The sequence below is a fragment of the Gordonibacter sp. An230 genome (genome assembly GCF_002159915.1).
Taxonomy (GTDB): Bacteria; Actinomycetota; Coriobacteriia; order Coriobacteriales; family Eggerthellaceae; genus Rubneribacter.
Map to the genome: position 1 here is coordinate 32087 of NZ_NFJP01000005.1, position 22664 is coordinate 54750.

Sequence of the window (22664 nt, forward strand, 5' to 3'; positions counted from 1 at the left end):
ATGGCAACCTATTGGGGAAACGGCGGGGTCGTGCGTGATCGTGAGGAGGATTCCTCTCTGAAAGGCAACGCGGCCCAGGGGGATGCGGGCGAGGGGGCGCGGTCGAACGCGCTGCGCGGAAAGGTCGTGCTTCGGACGAAGCCGTGGGAGCGCGTCGTGTCCATCGTCCTGTCCGTTTTGCTGGTGGCTACGATGAGCGACTTTTCGGGCATCCAAGGAGCGTTCGCGGCCCAGGGAGGCGCTTCGCAGCCCGCGCCTCAAGCTTCGAGTGCGCCCGAGGCCTTGACGGCGCCCGACGGGGACGCTCCGCAGGATTCTGTCGCTTCCGACGAAGGTGACGCTTCCGGCGATGGCGCGTCGGTCGGCGATGGTTCGGCAACGGGTGAAAATGCCGCTTCCGACGAGGGCGGCGCTTCCGGCGAAGAGGCTCCCTCCGACGATGCGGCGGCATCCGACTCCGATGTCGCCGCCTCCGAAGGTTCCTCCGCCTCTTCGGAGGCTTCGGACGTTGGGGACGTCTCGGGCGCTGCGGTCTCTTCGGACGCTTCCGACAGCGAGGCCGTTGAGACTTCCGAGCAGGTCGAGCCTGCTGTCGAACCCGCCATCGAGGCGCCTGCGGGCCTGGTGCCGGCGTCGCAGGTCGAACCGGCCGCCACCGAGGGCCGCGACGACATCGCGCGCGTGCTCGATCCGCGCGCGACGGTGTTCGGCGCTCCGCAGACGTCGGAGGGGCGCTACCAGGTGAACGGCACCTCCGTCAACGTGGATGCGACGCTCGGGCAGTTGCGCTCCACAGTGGGAGCCGGGTATCTAGGCGGTGCCTCCGAAGGTGATCGCGTGACGGTGACGGTGGACGCGCCCTACCTCTATCTCGATGAGAGCGGATCGTTTGCGCGGACGCTCTCGCCTGCGGAGTGGATGTCCCATGGCGGCGAAGAGCGGGGAATGCGCGCTGCTCTCGTGGCCGATGGAGTTCCCGAGGGCTGGTCTGCCTGGGCTCGATGGAGCGAGGAGGACGGTTACCAGCGTCTTGACGACGAAGACATGCGCGCGGGGGCGAGCGGCCATGTCGTGTTTCGCTACGAGGGGATCGCGGACACGCCCAGCGCGAACGGAAGGCTGCGCGCCGATGGAGAGCTCCCCTCCTTCGAGATTCACCTGGCGGGGGATGTGCCGGCAAGCGAAGATGTCGAAGTTCGGGTTGGTTACGACGTGCGCTCGTTCACATCCGAAGAGGGCGTGACGGAGACGGGCGTGGCGAGCGGCGATTTGACGACGGTGACCGTACGCAACGAGCAGCCGTCCGTGAAGGCCGATCTTGCCGCGGAACGCCTCTCCGCTCCCGCCGAGGGCTCGCAGGGCGGGTGGCTTTCGTACAAGCTGAAGCTTCGCGTTCCCTCGGGATATCCTGCGGCAAGCGGCTTGAGCGTCGCGTGGGCCGACGGATACGACCGCTCGGGCGCAAACGCCTCGGATGTCCGGCCGATGCTGTGGGATGTGACGGGGCTTGACGACGGAGCCGTTGCGGCCCTCGATCCCGCCGACGAGGAGGCGACCCTACGGGCGGGGGCGAAGCCCCTCGCCGCCGACTGCGACGGACGGTTCGCCTTGAAGGCCGATGTGGATTCAGCCGAGAGCCTGCCGAACGCCGAGCGCGAGGTCGTGCTCTTGGCGGCGGTTCCCTATTCCGCCCAAGAACATGCGATGGGGGGGGGTATGAGTTTCCCCATGCGTCTCATGTGCGCTCTTCCCTGAGCTTCGGCGAAAAGGGCGCGGCAGGGTCTTTCGAACTGTCGCTGACGGCGGCCGAAAAGGACATTCCCTTCGATGTTGATAGAACCGCTGCCGATGGTGGAGCCGACCGAGGCGACGAGGAGGGGTTGTCGGATTCCATCGAGACGACGGACGAGGAATCGGAGAGCGTGTTGGAGCAGGGGCCGGGCGCGCTCGACGGAATCGCCTCCACGTTGGCCGATTCGGCTGCGGAGGGCCTACTGTGGGCGCCCGGCTTGGCCAGCGGCCTTCCAGCCAACTATTTCTCGCCGTTTTTGAACGTATCGGGCGCGACCGATATGGGCGGCGGACAGTACATGGTCAAACAGGGCGACCTTCCCACCGTCACGGTGGACGCCAAGCTCGGGTTCACCCGGGGCTATCTGGGCAACGTTCAGTTCCGTCTGAACGTGCCGTACCTGTACCAAACCTCCACGGGCGCCATCCAAAGCGCTTACACAAAGGAGGAATGGGAGGCCGGCAAGCAGGAGGCTCCCGAGGCCAACGCCGACAACAAGCGCATCTCTCTCTCCATCGCCGATCCGGATACGTTCTTCATGTACTGGGATCTCCTCGATTCCGAAGGCGGCAAGATCACGAAGGAGGATTACGTCGCTTCCGCTTCGGACGGGCTGACGGGATCGTACACGCTCGTGTATCGCGGCCCCGATGGCAAAGGGCACTTCAACCAGTCGTTCCAGCGGCCTTCGTTTGCGCTGAGCTTCGTCGGCTCCATTCCTGAAAACGGCGGCGGCTTGGTCACGCTGGGCGCAACGGCGCAGAACTACTACGACGAAGACGGCTCTTTGAGCCTCGAGGGCACCATCAACATTTCCGATGGGCAAACAGACCAGGTGAGGGCGGCTTTCATCAAAACCAATCTCGATTGGGATCCGGACGTGGAGCTCGTGCATACGCCGGTGCTGTGGGATCGGTACAACTATGCGGTGTACAAGGTCACGCTGACCAACACCTCTCCCTCCGACGACAGCAAGATCGACCGATTCAGGCATTACTTCAAGTTCACCAACGTGGTGAACGACGAGTACGGCATGCGCCCCGAGGATCTGATGGCTTGGCGCGTGGAGTCCGACGGAAGCGTGGTGGCGAACGACAACACCGACGTCACCGCCAACCTGACGTTGGTGGGCGTGCCGGGCGAAGGCGGAGCCCTCATCTACGACACGAGCGACTGGGACGAGAGCACCTACGAGCAACTGGACATGGACACGTTCTCCAATATCGAAGAGCTGGGGGGCGGTCCGGCCCTCACGTACAGGACGGGAGGCATGAACGGCCAGATAGAGTTCTCCACTTCCGATGAGGACGGCGGCCTGGTGTCGAACGAGGGGGAGACGCAGGGGCATAAGGACCACACCACGCTGTTGGTGGCGCTGCCGTATACGACCAACATCGGGTACACGACCTCCTCGGATGGCGGCAAGGAGTACGATCGTGCCGAGTTCAACGTGGAATCCACCGTGTACTTCGGCAACATGGGCGAGAACGATTACGCATGGGGCAAGTCGTCGAGCACGTCCAACGGGTTCATCGAGGCGGTGTCCGGCTTCTCGCTGGATAAGTGGGCCATTGATCGCAGCGACGGCACCCAGAAAGAGACGCTTAAGAAGGAAGGGCGCGATCGGCTAGGGTACCTGAGCGGATACGTGATCAACAACATGAGGTCCACGGGGAACGTGCCCGTGTTCGGAACGCGGAGCGACGGAGGGCCGTTCGGTCAGGACGATCCGTTCGAAGAGGGCCAAGAGAGCTACACGGAGGAGCGTCATGCCGGGGCTGCGTTGGTGGATGCCCTTCCCGATGACTGGGAGTTCGGAAACGTCGAGATAACCCTGCCGGATGTCGAGGTTTCGGACGATGGCGCTGACGCTCCCGACGATCCTGAAGCGCAGGGCGCGCAGCTATCGGACTGCTACCATGTGGGTGAATCGGGCAGTCCGCTGCAATTCGAGGTGCAAAGCGCCGAGGGCGCAACGCGTTGGGTGGACGTGCCGCTTTCTGCAGAAGAGCTGCGCGACGATGAGGCGCAAACGGTCACATGGCGATTCGGCGGAACGACGCGCGAGGACTCGCTCGCGGCCGCACTGAGGAGCGCTGGTTACGCTGCGAAGGGCGAGGCGGCCGATGGCGAAGAGGCGTTCACCGGTCGTTTCCGTGTTCTGTTCAAGGAAATCCTTCCCGCAAACAGCGAAGTTCCCGGGTCCATCCAAATCAACGGGTACATGAAGTCTCCGGGAACGGAGGCGAGTCCGCAGGAGTACCCCAACTCTGCCCGCGTGGAGTTCTCTCAGCGGATGTGGGTGACCGGATCGGCAACGGGGGGCGGGTCGGTCGAATCGACATATCAATTCCGCAACGAGGCGAGCGAGCGTGCGGAAGCGAAGCTTCTGCCGCTGGTGCCGGTGGCCCCCGTGGTGGACGCCAAGGCGTACGGCGATGCCAGTAGGGCGGCCGACCCCAACGCCACGCTTCAAGACAGTGCGTCGGTGCCCGTCAGCTTGGAGGCAGCGGGGTGGCGGTTCTCGTTCGGCAACGACAGCAGATCCATGGTGGAGCCGGCTCGGATCGTTGTCGGCCCGGTGCCGAAAAAGGAGGTGGCGGACGGGACGCACGAAGGGTACACGCGCTACGAGGGCTTCAAGGCTTCGAGCGTGTCGCTTTCCCGCGACCTTGTGGAGGAGTTCGGCTCGCTGAGCTCGGTCGAGGTGTCCTATTATGTCAGCCTTGACGATCCGGAACTGCCGTCCGACCCAGAGCAGGCGAAGGAGCCCAAGCGGGTGAGCGTGGGCCTTGACGAGCTGCGATCCTATTACAACAAGGACGTCGATGCCTACGTGCTTCCGAGCTCCGTGTGGCGCGATGGTTACGTGGACCGTGTCATGATCGGGTTCGATTACGTGCACGGCAACATGCCCGCTTCCGAGGCGAACGCGTTCGTCGACGTCTTCGGAGCGGGAACGGTGTCCGACACGTACAGCATGTCTGCGACGTTCTCCTCTGCGTATGCCGATCCTTCGTGGGACGTGTCCCGAAGCGATTCTGCTTCGCTGGACGTGTTCCCGGTGGACCCCCAGCTATCGGCCGTGGCGTACACGGCGGCAACGGGCCCGGGCGACCCCGAGCCGGATGCGTCCAGCAAGGTGTCGGCACCGCTCGGCCGCCAGCAAAGCGGCTGGCGCTTCACCGTGTGGAACGCGAGCGCGGCCGTGATGGAGCCGGCGGCCATCCGCGTGGGCGCCGTCCCCCGCGACACCGACGGCAGCAAGCCGCGCGGGTTCGAGGCGTCCCATGTCACGTTGTCAGCCGCGCTCCTTGCTGCGGGAGAGGTGCAGTCGCTGATCGTGCGGTCCTACGATGGAGATGCCGAGGAAGCGCAGGAGCACGAGCTGTCGGCAGAGACGGTGCGGTCGCACATCGACCAGTCGTCGGGGAATGCGGTGATCCCGGCCTCCGCATGGGGCGGCGGCTACCTGAGCGAGGTCGAGGTGATCTTCGCCTCCTTTGCCGGCAACGCCCCCGAAGGAGGGGAGAGCGGCAAGGCGTTCGTCGACGTGTTCGGCACCCCGACGCTTGTGGGAGAGCTGTCCCTCGAAGGTGTGTTCGAGACGCGCTACGACGATCCCAGCTGGGACAAGCGCGACAAGGGTAGCGCCGTCATCGATGTGACGACGATCGACCCCGCAGTGTCCCTTTCGCATGGGTGGAACGACGGAGCGGAGGATCGCGTCAACGAGGCGATTCCGTATCGATGGGGCGATGGGAAAGGCGAGGATGCCTGGATCGAGGCGAATCTGACGAACGAGACCGAGTCGACGGCCGACGCCGTGAACTTCGACCTCTGGGTCGATGGGACGTCGAGCGATGGGCCGGTCGGACACGCACGCGGGTTTCTTCCCGTGGGGGCGGAGGCTGTCGGCTTCCAGAACGAGCAGGGCGAGGACGCCTCGGGCGATGACGTGCTGTGCGCGGTGGACGGGACGGCGGGAACTCAGGCCCTGCGGCACCGGTCGGGCGCCATCGCCGGTATCGACCTGTACCGGTTCGACCAGCTGCCTTCAGATGACTCAGCGGTTTTGCCGGTGAGGAGCTACGACGCGGAGGACCTGGCGCAGTGGGTGTCGGAGGGTTCGCTGCGCATACCGGCGAGCGAGTTTCCTGCCGACACGCCCGTTTCATTCGTGCGCGTGAGGTACGCGCGTCTCGGCGCGCAGGCGGCGTTCGCCCTGCGGCTGTATGGGCGTGCGGACACGCATGGCGAGCCCGCTGGCTCCCAGACGTTCTCCAACGGCGTGACGGCCCATACCCGCTTCTTCCCCACCACGGACGACTACGGCGAGGGCATCGAGCGCACGGCTGATCGGCGGGTGAGCATCGGCCAGATCTCCATGGTTTCGGGGGCATCGGCGTTCAAGCCGCAGGACGTGCGTCCCGTGTCCGGCGCGACGGAGGGCGCAAGCGTGGAGGTTGCGGCGCATGCACGCGAAGTGGGGTATCGCTTCTCGCTGAAAAACGGCAGCTACGCCCGCTCGGACGAGGCGGTGGTGTCGCTTGATGTGCAGGGCATCGCGCGGCGCACTTCGGAAGAGGACCTGTCCGTACGGGGCTTTCTGACCGATACGGTGAAGATCGGCGCGGACGTGTTGTCGCTGGGCACATGCAGCGCCGCGTACGGGACTCCCGCCGAAGGCGAATCCGACCGCTCCGCCTTCGTCAAGGCGACGTTGACCTTCCTCGATCCCACGACGGGCGAGCCGATGCCCGATACCTTCGAGCTTGACGAGGCGGCGGTGCGGGAGGCCTTGGGAAGCGGCGAATCCTTCACGCTGACGGTGGGCGAAGGGGAGCTGTCGGCCTACGAGGGGTGCTACCTGTCAAAGATTGAGCTGAGCTACGACGAGATCGATCCGCTGACTGCCGGAGCTGACCTGGGCATCGAGCTGACGGGCCGCGCCGAGTGGTACGACGCGCTCACGGCGAAGCAGACGTTTGTGCAGACGGGTGCGCTCGACACGCGCAACACGAACGAGGCCCAGGCGACGCTGCGGGTGGAGCGCCCCGCCGCCGAGGTGCACTCGTACGTGCAGTACGCGGAGAGCGATTCGACGGAGTACACCGATAGCGATTCCTGGGCCTCCGATGGCAACCGGCAATCGGCGGCCGTGCCCTACGACCGCGACTTCACGATGTGGGCTACCATCGAAAACGAGCGGTCGGTGTCGGTGCTCGACGACCTCGACGTGTCCATCAAGCTCCCCCTTTCCTGGGAGACGGGCATTAAGCAGGCCGACGGCACCACGTTGGACGCGTGGACGGGCTTTCACGCCACGAGCTTCGAGGTGGCGGCTTCCCTGCTGAAGTGCTTCCCGAACGGGGAGGTGGGCGTCATCGAGGTGGCAGGCTACGCTCCGGACGCGCAGGGGGCAGATGCCTCGCTCGTGGAAAAGGCGCTGCATCCCGTCGCGTCCGATCCGTCCGGCAAGGGGGACGGCGGCGCAGTCGATGCCCCGCTCAATGGGGATCAAGTGGTCGGGTTCGTCGACGAGGCGGGGCGGTTCTACCCAATCGTGAATGGCGTGATCGTGGTGAGCGAGGATGCGCTGCGCGCTCTGGGCATCGAGAACCTCGTCTCCATCGAGCTGGCGTCGTGGAAGAACATGCAAGAGGACGCGGTGGCTGCCGCAGATCAGGTCATCACCGTGCATGGCTACGAGGACGCGAACTTCGGCTCGACGGGCACGTTCGAGGTGCGCACCGTCAACCACCTCGGCGGGTTCCGCACAGGCGATCAGGCGGCCAGCTACGAGGTGGTGCGTCAGGACCGCTCGCATGCGTACGTGAGCAAGATGTACTTCGACGCCGTGAGCCGGATGGGGTACAAAGACGGCGAGACGCCCAATCGTCTGACCAATCATACGAACGGCTCGCAGGATTCGGGGCATGCCGCAGGCCGGTACTATGGCGAGACGAACGGCGCGCTCAACATCGGATACAAGGCGCAAGGGTCGTTCCTTGCGGACTTCCGCCAGGTGAGCAACGTGTCGGGACCCGAGTACACCTGCAATCTGCTCACGAGCCACAGGTGCAACGAGCAGAGTTCGATCAAGGGGGTGGGCGCGCTCAGCTACAACACGGGCCTCACGCTCACGCTGACCCAGAACCTGCCTTCGGGCGTCTTCGACGCCTACTACGTGCGCATCCGCCAGGCGGCGCTTCCCTTCATAGAAAGCGTTGTCGTGACCTACGAGGACGGCTCGACCCTGACCGTTCCGAAAGAGGAGCTCCTTGCGCAAGGTGAGAGCGGCGCCCTGTCCGCCGAGACGGGGACTGACGGCAAGCCCTACTTCCGCCTGAACCTTCTGCGCCTCGATAGCGAGGGAGGCCACGAGGCCGACTTCGGGACGGCGAGCGGGGATGCGTATTCATATCGCGATCCTTTCGCCGACTACGCCGACGAGGTCATGCCGTCGGAAAATCGCCTGGTGAAGAGCGTGGCGTACACGGTGCGCATCAACCAAAACCAATATGATGGCTCGGAGAACCATCCGGGCGACGGGCGCGGGGAGAAGGCGAAGGCGCCCGACTACGGCACGTGGTTCGGCGACAATCTGGCCTACAGCGACGAGGCGTGGACGAACCTCATGGCGTTCGAGGTGACGGGCCGGTTCTACCGGGCGGCGGACGACGTGACGGCGACGACCGAGGTGACGGTGAACGCGGGCGGCGATTACTCGGGCAACGAGCGCGCGGGCCACAAGGCCGTCACGCGCTACGACGACGGTTCCTCCACGGGCGATCACCGGGGGTTGTGGTCGTACCAGGATAGGACGTTCGAGTACAACAGCTATTATAGCCACTACCATCATGACGGCCGCATGCGCCACCTGCGTACCGACCAGCGCTTCTCGGTCATAGACGACGAGAACTACGTGCGCAAGGGCGTGAACGACTCCCTGGCCTTCAGCCTCGACACCGACACGTCCGTCAGGTTCGCCGACGATGTAAAGTTCCGCGTGTCGTTCTATCGCCAGCATAAGACCTTACCCTTCGGCTCGTACGACTATGCGGCGGGCGACGACTGGGGTGGGAGCCGCGTCTCGTTCGCCGACCGCGTGGTGCTGACCGATCGCTTCCCCGTTTGCTTCCCGAACGACGATTTGGGGTACTACGGCTTTTTGAGCACGGGGGTGCAGATCCCCGCCGACTCGGAGGTGCTAGGGAAGCTGAAGCAACAGCGAGACGACCATCGCGGCGGCATCGCGCCGAGCGTGACGCTGTCCACGAAGACGTGGGTGCGCGACGACGCGGGGGCAGCAGACGGCGATGCGGCATCGGGGGCGTACCGCGAGGACGAGGCCGCTGCCCGCACCATCGCGGTGCGGGAGGACGGCACCTTCCTCATCAAGGGCGATGGGCAGGAAGAGCGCCTCTCCGAGGCGGACATCGATGACCTTCTGGCCGCCACGGGCGAGGACGGCGCCGTGTACGTGCAGTTCCGGCGTCCCGGCGAGGAGCCCGCCGCCGAGATACGCGCCATGATTGATGCGGGGCGCACGCCGTTCGTCATCGACCTTGGCGAGAACGAGTTCGTAAGCGAGCTGTCCATCGAGCTGGGCGCGTTCGCGGGCGATGCCGACGGCACGGGCGAGACCTCCCCGCGCTACGACGGCGAGCGCTCCGACGATGCCACGACCATCGATCTGTATGTGCTGGGCCGACCTTATGTGTACAGCAACCAGACCAACCCGTCCACAGGCGCCCAGACGGCCGTCCAAGACGCGACGAACACCGTTGAGGCGTTCAGCTTCCTGAACCAGGACGACCAGACACTCATCGCATCGCCGCTTTGGGGGGAGAACGCCTCGCAGGATCCGGCGGCGTTCTTGGGGTATCTGATCCCCTTCCGGTACAACTACAGCCTGCAGGCGGAAGGGAACGAATCCGGCATACCGACCGTGCGCGATTACACGGACGACAACAACACGCCGAACACGGCGACCTACGAAGCGCGATTCTGGAACATCGAGGACGTCAACCCGGGCAAAGAGGACGCGCAGCGGGCATCTCATATCAATCATGTCACGTTGAGCAGTGCCGTTAACGACAGCCTGCGTGTGCAGAAGCTCTTCATCCCGCAGAAGCTCGTGCCGGGTGGCGAGGGATATGATGACGACTGGATGCGCGTGGAGTCCGTGCGCTTCACGGCCAACGGCAAGACGGTCGCGCTGTCGTGGCAGCAGGCGGTGGATGCGGGCATCGTCTCCGAGGCGGCCAACAGCAACGGCGACTTCGAGGTGGACATCGAGGCGTATCTGCGCCGCGACCTGAAAGCCGAGCTGGACGGTTCCGACGAGACCGAGTCGCTGGGCTTGGTGGGCCGGTATCGAGCCACGGGCGCAACCAATTCCATCGGGGGCTTCGCAGGCGATGACAGCGTGGACATCGAGTACGCGAAGCCGCATGTCAGCATGTTGGAGGTCACCTACGACTCCCCGAACGCCGACCGCAGTCGCCCCGAGACCATGCTCGATTCCGGCCAGTATCTCGCCAACGAGGCCGGAGGGTACGCGTTCGCCTACGAAGGGGTGTTCGCCGATCGTCCGCTCGAGGCGTTCGCGAACGCCTCGACGACGGGGACGAGCGTCGAGGCCGGATGGGACGGCCTGTCCACGCCGTCGTTCGGCAAACAGGTGACGTCGAGCAGCACGTATGGCGCCGAAGCGCAAGCCTCAGACACGATGGCGGTGTCGAACGTGCAGACGAAGGATCCGAACCATAGCGTCTTGAAACCGAATAGCGAGGACCGGGTGGCGGCCTACCGTGCGAACCACATCCTCGGCCAGCTGGAAACCAGCATGGCGCGCGGCACGAAGGTGCAGGCGGCTCCCGACGCCGAGCTTCGCGACCTGTTCGCCTACGACCGCGACGACCGCTCGGCGGCAGCGCCTTCCACCGCAGCTCCCTTGTCGGGCAACGTGACGGATGTCCCCGACGGGGCGCTGTATGCGGGCGATTACGTGGACTACGAGCTCATCGTGCGGGCGGGCGCAGACGTCCCGCTGCCGCTCGAGCATGTGGACGGCCGGTTCTCGGTGCAAAAGGGACAACGCATCGTGGGATGGGAGGTGGTGGAGAACACCACGCGTGGGGCGAATGGTGCGCCGCTCGAGGTGTCCGCGCGCATCGGGGCTGCCGAGGCGGGCGCGGAGGGGCTGCGTCCCGCCCCTGCGCGCTCCGACCTGTCCCGCATGGACGGAGAGGAGCAGTACGAGGCGAACCGCGAGCTGGTGCTGAGCGTGGGAGAAGACGTGCGCGGCGAAGACGGCGAGCGGCTCGATCCTGATGCGACCCAGATGGATCAGGGCACCTTCGTCAAAATACGCGTGATCACCCAGATGACGAGCGAGTTGGAGGAGGATCCCGCATACGACGGTCGGGAGGGCGTCGCATTCTCCCCCGATGCTCCCGGATGGGCCGGCGGGCGGCTCGTCGCGAACTTCTTTGCGACGGCGGCGCCGAAGCACGGGTTCGCCCAGTACCGCGTGACCGATGCGCCGGAGCGGTCCAACCCTGCGGGCGGCGCGTCTTCGAGCTATTACAACAGCGTTCGCACCGACAAAGGGCTGGGGGCCACGTACTTCGGCCGAAATCTCGACAAAGACGCTCGCTTGGACGGCAAGAGCCAGTTCGGAGCGCAGGATTGGTCGGAGGTCAGGTTCTACAACCATGCTGCCGACGTGACGGCGGGCAATGCGAACCATGCGGGGGACGCGCGCCTCTCCTTCTCGTGGACGGAACTCGATCCGGCTACGGGCACCACGGCCAACACCGACGGGAATCCTGCCTTGCTGAAGGTGAGCGGGTTGAAGAACCCCACCTACCATGTGCAGGACATGACGGTGACGGTGCTGTTCTCGCAAGGCCATGACGAGAACGGCGACCCGACGGGCTCGCCTGTGTTCGAGCTGACGGACACGCCGAAGCTGGCGGACACGCTGGCCGATCCCGATGGTCCCCGCGAGGTGGACTACCCCGACGGTCTTGCGGACAACGAGCTGGGCCCCGATCCGTCGAACCCCGGCCGTCCTGCGGTGAAGGTGGAGTACTACGAATCGACGCAGAAGAAGTGGATCGAGTACGACGAGCTGTCCGCATTCATGGACGAACAGGATCCTTCGCTGAGCGCGCACCTGGAAAACAGGAACGTGTTCCGCACGACTACGGGCGTTCGCTGGACGTACTACGATCTGCCCGCCCGCGCTGACGGGGACGACGGCGCGTTCGCCCTCGACGACGTGGCGCTGGTGGGCGTCGGACGCTACCATGACGTGCGCCTCGACGGCGAGGGAAGCGTTTCCACCGTCGAGCAAAGCACTTCGTGGAACATCTCCTCGCAGCTGGATGTCGGGTTCACGCATCGCCACAATGAGAGCGTTCCCCTGTTCGACGATGGCTCCATGCTCCTCCCTGAAGACGGTGGGCAAAACGCGGAAACCGCTGTGCGCGATGGTGCGCAGGATGCTGGCGATGCAGACGCCGCCGCACTGCCCGCCCTGCACGGGCCGTGGCTCACCAAACAGGATGGCAACGGCTCGACGCCGATCACCGTGTCTCGCCGCACCCCGGTGATGCGGTTCCAGAACCAGGTGTTCCAAAACGAGGAGCAGGCCGAGGACGCCTACGACGAGGGGGCGGATCAGAAGCTGGGCTACATTCCCGGCGAGCGGTTCTGGTACAAGGACACGCTGCTCAACGTGCCGAAGGGAACCAACTCCGGCGTGTCCGACCTGCAAGGAGAGCTGTACAACCCGGTGTTCTACGAGCGCATCCCGACGGCCTACCTGAAGCAGGCCGGCGCGGGGGCCGAGAAGGACATCACGGCCGACTACCTCGCCGACCAGATAGCCAGGAGGCTGCGTTGGACGGACAAGGACGGCAACGACGTGCTCGCGCAGCGCACCGATGGCATGGAGCTGCATGTGGAGCAGGTTGACGAGCAGGAGGCACCCGACTACGGCGGCGCGATGCTCTACGCGTCCTCTGAGGAGATAAACGCTCCGAGCGGCAAGCCGTTTGCCGACCTCGACCCCTCGGCCGAAGGCGTGAGCAAGGATACGCCGTTCGCGCTGTTCAAGATCAGCTGGGAGCCGTCCGAAGGGGCTTTGCCGGACGAGGCGGCCGAGCCGTCGGAGCTGGCTCCCGCCGATGCGGTCCGTGCGGGCAACGCGCGCATGGAGGTGGGCGACACCATAGAGCTGTGGTTCCCCGTTCGTGCGGCGCTCGACGGGTTGCCCCAGGTGTACACGGATCTCGATCGGGCAGTCATATCGTCGGGGACGACGGGCGCCGAACCTGCGTACTTCCCGCGTTTGGGCGAGTACTCTACCACGTCGAGCCAGACGAACCCCTACGGTGCCAGCTTCGGAGCGCAGTCGATACCCAGCAACACGAGCATCCAGCGCGTCGGGAACGAGAACGTGCTCATGGACATGGATGCGCTGCTGCACGAGAGCGCGTTCTCGGGCGATGCGCCCGAGCAGACCGACGCATGGGAGGCGTTCGACGGGTCGCTGACGTACCTTCCCGGCAAAGCGGGCGATGTGAACAGCACGTTCCTCGACGAGGACGTGAGCACAAAGAACAACAAACAGGTTGCCCGCTACTCGCCGCAGCGCCCGCAGGACGCGACGGTTGACTCGCTCCCCGAAAGCGCGCTGTACGCGCCGACGGACGGAAACAGCTCGTCGCTTGCGTCCAGGAAGTACCTCTCGTACGGAAGCTTCGTGCTGCGACCGCGCACGGAGCCGACGACGGCCGATCTCGTCGAAGCGGGCGCGTCCGAGATGCCGCTTGTCTGGAGCCAGACGCGCGTGCATCTGCAAAAGGGATGGATCGCCGCATCGAGCGAGTTCGTGCCGGAAGGCGACGATCCCGACCGCGAGAATGGCGCGGCGCCGAACTACGACAGCTCCCGCGCGTACGACAAGGGGCGCGACCCCCACTACAACCATGCACGGATTTCCACGAGCTCGTCATCTTGGGCTCGCGTCGAGAACGGCACGCGCGGCGTCCTGTTCGGGCAGCACACGACGGCGCTGCAGTACAACGAGGACTTCACGGCCCGTTTGCAGGCGTACAACTACGGCGACCGCACGCTCGACGGCGTGGAGTTCACCTACGTGCTGCCGCGCGGCGTGGAGCCGGCGCTGGAAGAGGACGGGTCGGTGCAGGTGGATGCCAAGGTGCTGCAGAACGTCGCCAGCGCAGCGGGCGGCCAAGGCAACGATCCGTACACCGCCGATACGTGGAGCGATGCGGCGGACGTGCTGGTTGAGGTGGTGCAGCGTCCCGATGGGCGGTCGGCGGGCTATACGGCGCCGAGCGCTTCTCAGGATCCGGCGGAGTACCGCGACGGCAGGGCCCTTGCGGCCGATGCCGACCTGTCCGCGGACGCGGCCGCCTCGTCGTACGACCTGAAGGCCGCCTCCGGCGGCGATGCGTCTTCGTATCGCGACAGCTCGCAGCCATGGGTGCTGAAGATCACGGTGCGCGAGCCGCTGGGAAAGTGGTTCGGGCGCGCCGTCGACGGCGATCCGGCGAACACGGCCGACGCTGACGGATACGATGCGGGCGGCTACAAGGTGAGCGTGGACGTGCCCGTGCATGTGTTCGCGAACAACGCGAACGGGGAATGGCACGACCGCGTGCTGGCTCGTCCGGTGGACACGGATCGCACCGCCGATGCGCCCAGCAAGTCGAGCGCCTACTACCAGGTGTTCGACATCGACCACCTGGAGGGTGCCACCGCCCAGTCAAGCTCGGCCAAAGAGGCCGACGTCCAGCCGTACGGCATGGATTGGCGTTGGTCGATCAGGGGATGGTCCGATCGGTACTGGCAGACGTACGGCTCGCCCAACATGCCGGCCGTCAACGGCAAGACCGTCCAGAACAACACGGTGACGGCGTCCGATCCCGCCCGCAAGGTGGCCGATGCGGGCTCGATCAAATGGGGCGAGGCGTACAAGGGCGCTGGCGAGGGCCCTGCGGCGCTGTACGCCCAGACGGGCACGAGCGCCGTGCAGCGAAAGCCCTTCGTGCGCATTTGGAACACGGTGGGCGATGACGGCGTGACCGGCGATCGGACTGCGTACTACGTGCAGCAGGAGGGCGGTCATCGCCAGCTGAACGTGCACGTGGAGAATCATTACTGGTGGAACGACTATGCTCCCAATCAAAGCTACAGTTCGGGCAATCGGTGGTATGACTTCTACCACAAGTATCTGCACAACTATTCGACGGATGGTGGAGCGCGCGGCGATTTGGTGCTTCCTGTGGTGACCACGGTGCTTCCCCAGGGGATCGCCCCCGCGCATCGGAGCACGGGCATGCCCTACGACCTGCTGCCCGACAAAGAGCAAGAGTTCGCCGCCGAGGATTGGGGCGTGACGTACGCCGACGGGGCGAGCGCCGCCGACCCCGATGCCGGCAGCCAGTCCCTTCAGTCGGGCTACAAAGCGACGGTCACCTACGAGCGGGTGTCGGAGGCCGAGGCGGCCGCATCCGGCGACGATTCGGCTGAGGGCGAATGGCGCTACGTGGTTCGCTTCGTTGCGACGGGCGACGATCTCGATGCGCTCGATGGCAACGTGGACGGCCGCAACACGGCTTCGGACGAGGGACGGCTCGGCAACTCCGAACAGCGCATCAAGACGAACGGCTTGGGCACGTTCTCGTTCGACATCGCCACCTACGAAGAGCCCGACCACGTTGACGGAGAGCCTGAGCAGGTTGCGAGCTCGTACGAGAACATTCGCAGCTACGTCAGCTCGAAGATGGGCGGCTACCGCTTCGTCAGCGACACGGACATCAGCGAGAATCCGTACCAGGTGGGCAATCCCCGCCACATCGATTCCATGCTCTACAACAAAGACGAGCGCTTGGATGCCCACACGGCGACGAGCGGCTCCGAAGTGAATGAGGGGGTCATCCCCGAGGACGCAATGGCTCTGCAGGGCGCACGCGAAGGGATGGATTGGGATTGGCTTCCCGGATTCACCGGCACGTACAAGGAGATGGGCTCCACGGAGAACACCCGGGCCATGGCATCGGGCTCCTTCGAGCGCGCACCGGGTCTCGACCGGGAGGGTCTGCCCCTGCTTGTGGAGGATTACGCGTTCCGTCCGGCCTGGTCGCTCTCTGAGGCCTCAACCAAGGGCCTCGACGGAGATGCGAGCGCGGTCCATCGGGACGCGTTCGGGAACAACGCGAACGGCGGCGCGCCCGACGAGCTGGCCGACGCCGGGTCGTACGCGGCGCTCAGGCTGCGCTCGACCGAGCCGTCGTTCACGTCGTCGTACGAAGTGGAGATAGAACCGAACGACCGTCCGCGGGACGATGCGCCGGATGGCTCCGAGGGCGTTGGGGCGCCCTCGACCGGCCAAGGCGCGGTCGAGGGGGAGGTCCTCGATGCGGACGGCGGCAAGACGGGCGAAGCCGCGCAGTCGTGGCAGTACGGCGACGAGCCGTGGTACGCCCTCACGGTGAAAAACGGGTTGAAGGGCGGCGTCTCGCTTTCTCAATCGGGAGCGCTCCTGCACGGCAAGCTCGTGTTCTCCTTCCATTTGCCCGAGCAGGTGACGTTCTATCGCGATGGTGTGCTGACAAACGAGAACTATGACGATTACGAAGGCGACGACTACCCGTTCTATGTGGAGCGCACCTACACGCCGCGCGGGCAGGCGCAGCAGGTGACCGAGCGGCTAACGCCCAAGCAGCTGCGCGCTGCGGGCTGGACGGTTGAGGTGACAGCGCAGCCCGATTGGAAATCGAACAGCTACGACGAGGAGGGCTACGCTCAGCCCGACTACGATGCGGCCGAGGGAACGGTTGCGCCTGAGGGCGTGAAGCCCAAGTCGCATGGCGGGGAGACGCTCGTGGTGGAGCTGGCGCCGCCCGACGATGCCACCGACGAGGAGTTCGATCGCTCAGACAGCATGCTCGAGGCGTTCTGGAAAGACGGCATCCGCCCCGACGGCTACTTCGGCTCGGGCGATTCCGTCACGCTCAAGATACGCACGTCCATCGACAACCTAGGCGACGAGGAGTCTGCCGCCCAAGATATGAAGGAGGCCTACCAGGAGCAGTTGAAGGACATCCGCACCTGGGACGGCGAGGGGTCGCGCGCCTACGTGACCACGCATGAGCGCGATCTGGGTTGGCTGTCCGACGACGACGGTTGGACGCACACGTACGCCGACGGCTACGAGGGCGACGGCGGTGCGCCGGGCGACACGGTGCGCAAGCGGAAGGTTCCCGATGCCGCGTCCGACCTTCCGATCAAGCGCTTCACCGACCAGACGCCGGAGCGATTCCGGTACGACGACATGGTCGTCGATTCGGCAGGGGAGACGGACGACAACGGAACCCCCGACGACCCGTCCGACGACATCGTTCTGCCAACTGTCGATTTCGACGCCGATGGCGAGTATGACGACGTGTACACCTCGGCCGCGGCGGGATGGTTCAAGGTGCGCAAGCCGAGCGCGTCCATCCGCGCCGACACCCTGACGCAGCGACGCTTGGTGTCCGATCCCGACTTCGGCGTGAACTTGGCCGATGACGCGCACGAGCGCGGCAACGCCACCATGCTGGTCACGCAGGCCATCAACACGGGCGGCGCGGTGAACAGCTTCGTCATGGATTGGCAGGTGCCGTTCTGGGCCACGGGCGAGGGGTCGGTGGAGGACGCTCCGTTCGACGATCCGTCCATGGCCATCGGTCGCGCGCGCCCCGGGGTGCAAAGCGTCCGAACCGGCGTATGGGAGGTTCCCGGTGCCGAGTGGAGCTCGTATGTGAACGCCGACGGAGAGCCCTGCGGGGCGGATGACCCCGGAGCGCGGAAGGCGGAGGGGGCGATTGCGGCGAACGACGCCGCGCGCACGGAGGAGCAGCTGCGCGTCTACGTGCTCGTGCGCAGGGCCTCGGTGATCCAGAGCGATCAGGAGAACGGCTACAACGAACAGAACGGAGCCGAATACCAGAGCGAGGAGAACTTCGCTTTGGCCGGTTCGGCGAAGGACCGTTCGTACTATGGCGGGGACGCATGGGAAGTCGTGGGCGATCCGAAGGGGTATCCGCTTTCCAACAAGCAGAACAGCGAGATACCCATCGAGGCGGTCGACGGCACGGACGTACGCCAGGTGCGCTGGGTGGTCACGGCAGGGGAGCTGGGCGACACGAACGCCGGGCGCGCTTGCCCGGTGCCTCAGGGCCTGCGGCTCGCCGTGGACGCCGTGGATTACGACGAGTCCTCCGAGGAGACGAAGGAGTTCTCCGCTGGCTCGCAGGAGCCCGACGACATCGACCCGCAGCGTGCCAACGTGGGCTGGGAACCGCTCAAGGAGGGCGACGGCACCTACCAGCGCGACAAGAACGGCGCCATCAAGGTGAAGGCGAAGACGCCCATGCCCGCCGGCATCACCGACAATGCGGCGGCGGTTTCGTGCACCACGCTGCCGTTGGAAACCCCGAAGGCGCCCGAGGCCGAGGCGGAGGAACTGGCCGGAGAACCGGTCCCCTCGTACGTGGAGGTTTTCGAAGGGTCCTTGGAGGAGGGCGGCGAACCTGCGACCGCGTCGAGCGACCCGAGCGTGCGGATGGCCTCCGACGGATCGTGCGCCCTCGTCTCCGCGAGCGACGAGGGCCTTGAGGCCGCCGAGGCAATGGGCTTGGCCGTCTCCAACTCCGCCGGAGAGGAGATCGCTCCCGGGGATGACGAGGAGGATGAGCCTATCGCCTCCACTTCCATCGTGCACCTCAACCATTTCGTCAGCGCCACGCCGCGCTACGACGACACAAAGTACCTGAGAAGCGATCTTGCGCGCGCACGCGCCGGGTTCTACCGCGATCCCGAGTACCCGTACCTGGCGTTCGACATGGCCCAGTCGTACTTCGAGGGTTCGGGAAACAGCGGGTACGAGTGGGCGAGCTTCGACACCAAACCGACTATCGACGTGAACGCGTCGCGCATGATGCGCTACCGGATGACGCTGACCAACTTGAGCGAGGAGCAGCTGAGAGCGCTTGGATTCTCCAAGGAGGACGCCGAGGCCGATTACTGCTCGAACCCGCAGCTTTCCATCATGTTGCCGTTCATCGAGGACTTCGGTGCCGCCGACGCGCTTACGGCTGACGACTTCCAATACGTTCCCGCCGAGGAGGCGGCGAAGGAAACGTGCCCGCTCAGCATGGATTATCGCACCGAGTACACCACCGAGGAGGTGCCGAAGCTCGATGAAGAGGGCAAACCCGTTGTAGATGAGAACGGAGAGCCCGTCTACGAGACGGTGGAGCATTATGCGCAGAACCTCGACGAGGCCACGCCTCTGTGGACGTACTACGTCACGGACACGACCGTCTCGAAAGACGAGCAAACCGACGACGTCGACTTCGAGCTGGGAGAGCGGGAGGAGCAGATCGAGGGCGGCGTCGGCATGCCCGGGAACTACGTCAACGGCGACTTGCTGGTGGCCGACAAGCTGGGATCGGTTGAAAGTCAAGTGAACAGGAAGTTCATGAGCTGGCATTTCTCCGGCTTGGAAGGGACGGAGTCCGAGGATCTCGGCCGCCTTGGCCTCGGCAAGACGCTGGTGGTCGATTTCATGATGCCCGTTCGCCCCGATGCGAACGGTGCCATCTCGCGCGAGCTGCTCGGCGCGTTCGGCTACGGCTACAAGCAAGGCGACTTCAACGGGTACGTTCCCGCCATCCAAATGGGGGAGAGCAAGCTCGCCATGACGCGCGACACCCGCGACGTGAACCTCGACGGTGCGACGAACCAGAAGATGATCCAAAAGCAGCTCGAGACGGTAGGGTTTTCCGCCAACGAGACGGTGGGGCAAACGAAGTACTCCTCTTCGCAGGTGAACACCATGTTCACGATGGGCAACTCCAACGTGAACGGCCCTGTGGCCGTGCCGGAGGGAACCAGCTACACGTATCTGGATTCCGTGGACAACGTGGGCACGAGCGAATCGGCGGCCCAGGGTGCGGTGCGCACGGTCATCTACGATGTCCTCCCCCATGAGGGGGACAAGACGGCCACCAACCCGGGCGACGGCGACGGCGAGCCCCGCGACTCCCGTTGGAACGGCTGGCTGGAGGATTTGGATTCCGTGGTGATGACGCGTGCGGTTCCCGATGGCGAGACCGGCGCGCGGAAGGATCAGGTCCTCAACGATGACGAGTGCAGCATCTGGGTGGGCCCCATCAAGACGGAGGGCGGAACGCTGATCCCCCAGACCGAGGACGCCCTGCCCAAGCTCTATCAGATGGGCGAGGCCGATCAGCTGAAACTCATGAACGAGCTGTACTACGACGTGCGCGACAACGGCGGCTCGAAGATGGCGTCGTATTCGTTCGTGAGCCTCGACGCGCTGAAGGAGTACTGTGCGGAGCACCCCGAGGAGGCGGACAAGCTCAAGAAATCCGTGCGCGCCATCTGGGCGCAGGTGATGAACGACGATCTGTTCGTGCACACTTTGGGCACCATTCGTCTCAGCTACGATCTTCGCGCGCCTTTGAACCTGCCCAAATACTTGGGCAACCTGTCGGGCGACTCCCAGTGGGATTCCGATGTCGAGAACAACCCCGAGCGTGCCGGCCAGCTGGCCGACGTGTCGCAGAAGAACACGTTCGCTCAGCGCGTGAACAAGGGCACGGGGGCCACGGCTGACGACGAGGCGGTCATCCGCGAGAACTCTTCGGCGGGCGCGTTCGTGGACGCTCCGTCCGGGAGGGGCTACATCGGCGACTACGTGTGGCTCGATCCCGACTGGAACTGCTTGCAAGACGATACGGAAGGCGCCGTGACGCAGGACGGACTAGGGCGCGACACCACGTACCATCGCGCTTCGAACGGCCGCTGGCTGCTGTCCACCGGAAAGGCCATCGATCCGGAGACGGGTCTGTGGACGGGGACGTACGGCGACGGTGCCGCGACGAGCGACCTGTTCCGCGACCTTGACTACGACGGCAAGCCCGACGATCCCGGCGTGAACGGCGTGAAGGTGGAGCTGCTCAACGAGTTCGGCCTGCCGGTCAACCGCGATGGGGAGGTTTCCCAGCTGGTGAACGATCCCAACCTGACGGACGGGGAGGATCGCTGGGTGGTGTGCGATCCCGAGACGGGCGAGCCGGTGAAGAACGCTCAAGGAGGCTACGACCTGGCGGAGGCCGGCGCTCCGTACTCGTACGTGACCGAGTCGGACTACTATGACAACCAGGGGTACTATATCCTGTCGAACCTCGTGCCGGGCTCCTACAAGCTCCGCTTCACCTTCCCGAAGGAATACGCGGGCTATTCGCTGAGCACGCATCAGATCGGACCGGACGATGCTCGCGTGTCGATGGACGTGCGGCATGTGGTCGACGACCCGTCGACGCCGGAGGATGAGACGGCTCTGGTGGCAACCACGCGCGACGCCATCGAGGTGGAGGCAGTGGCCTACGACGAGGAGGCGCTTGCAGCCGGGCGCTTCGACGAGGTGCACGCTGCTTACGACGCGCGCATGACCAGCTACGACGTAGGCATCGCCCTGCCGGTCACCTATGAGGGCGTGGTGTATCGGGACGATATGCTGGCCGACGGGACGCTCGAGGACGAGGACGCCATCGACGGCGTGCTCGACTACCATGGCACGGACATCGATGCGCAGCTGGGCTCCGGCACGGCGGCGTCCGAGAGACGCTTGGCCGGTATGACCGTGACCGCTCGCGACTACGATCCCGAGACGGGGGCGGTGTCGGAGGAGCCGGCCGTCGACGCGGACGGGAATCCCGCCGTGCAGGTGACGGGCCAAGAGGGACCTCAGGGCGAAGGATCGTTCTCGTTCCGTCTGCGCACGGGGCGTTCATATGTGCTGACCTGCGAGGATGAAGGAGGCACTCTGCTTTTGAAGCCCACGCTGTACGTGCGCAGCAACGACCCGCTCGAATATCCGACATCCGAGGGCGGCGTGTGGGACAACGACCTTCAGCTGAAAGACGGTCGCGGCATCACGCGCGCATTCGAGGCGAAGGTGCCGTTGGACGAAGACGGGCATGCCGTGTACGAGCAGCCTGGCGAAGCGTGGACGGGGCTCGCGCGCTATCGCAAGATAGCGATGGGGTGGATAGACGGAACGAAAGGCTATCTGGGCAACTTCGTGTGGCACGACGAGGACTACGATGGCGTGCAGGATATGGACGAGCCGGGCATTCCAGACGTGGAGGTGACGCTGGAGCAGTACTGGTGGAACCCCGGCAAAGAGGGCGGTGCTGGCTGGGAGCGCGTGCTCGACGCCGAGGGCGTGCCAGTGGAGCGCACGGAAACGACGAGCGCGTCGGGGTTGTACCTATTCAAGAACGTGCCCACCTACGTGGCCGATCCGAACGACGCGGACGACCCCGACAAGCCCGAGGAGCAGAAGCAGAAGTTCTTGGCCGGTTACCGATTGAAGGTGGACGAGGGAGCCGTAACCTCTCTTGATCGCAACTGGGGCGTGACGCTGCGCAACTACGCCGCTTCCGGCGCTGTCGACGAGGAAGCCGACTCCGACTTGGCCACGTCGAGCGCGTCGACGTCGGGCACCCCCGTCTTCTGGATGAACGAGGAGGGCTTGCAAAGCGATGACGACCTCGCGTTCGGCCAGATGATCGTCTTGGCCACGCCGATGGACGACGGGACGGCGGACGGAAGCGGCGTGGTGGCCGTGGAGCCGCCTGGCGAACAGGCGCGTCGCTACGATCTGAGCAACGCCCAGCGCATCGAGTCGTGGGACGCGGGGCTAGTCGAAGTGCCCACGGCGCGCGTGACTGGCCGCGTGTGGAACGAT

2 protein-coding genes (1 of these 2 cut by a window edge) are annotated in these 22664 nt (G+C 65.2%); both read left to right on the forward strand.

The window, feature by feature from the left end:
* Nucleotides 1-1755 (forward strand): hypothetical protein, encoded by a 1755-nt coding sequence (locus B5F40_RS03875; RefSeq protein ID WP_087193068.1) that lies wholly within the window; start codon nt 1-3, stop codon nt 1753-1755.
* On the forward strand, nt 1740-22664 hold the 5' portion of the coding sequence (locus tag B5F40_RS03880; RefSeq protein WP_087193069.1) for an SdrD B-like domain-containing protein. 9636 nt of this gene lie beyond the right edge of the window; the window shows 20925 of its 30561 coding nt (coding positions 1-20925); the start codon lies at nt 1740-1742; its stop codon lies off the right edge, out of view. Before B5F40_RS03875 ends, B5F40_RS03880 begins: the two co-directional genes overlap by 16 nt.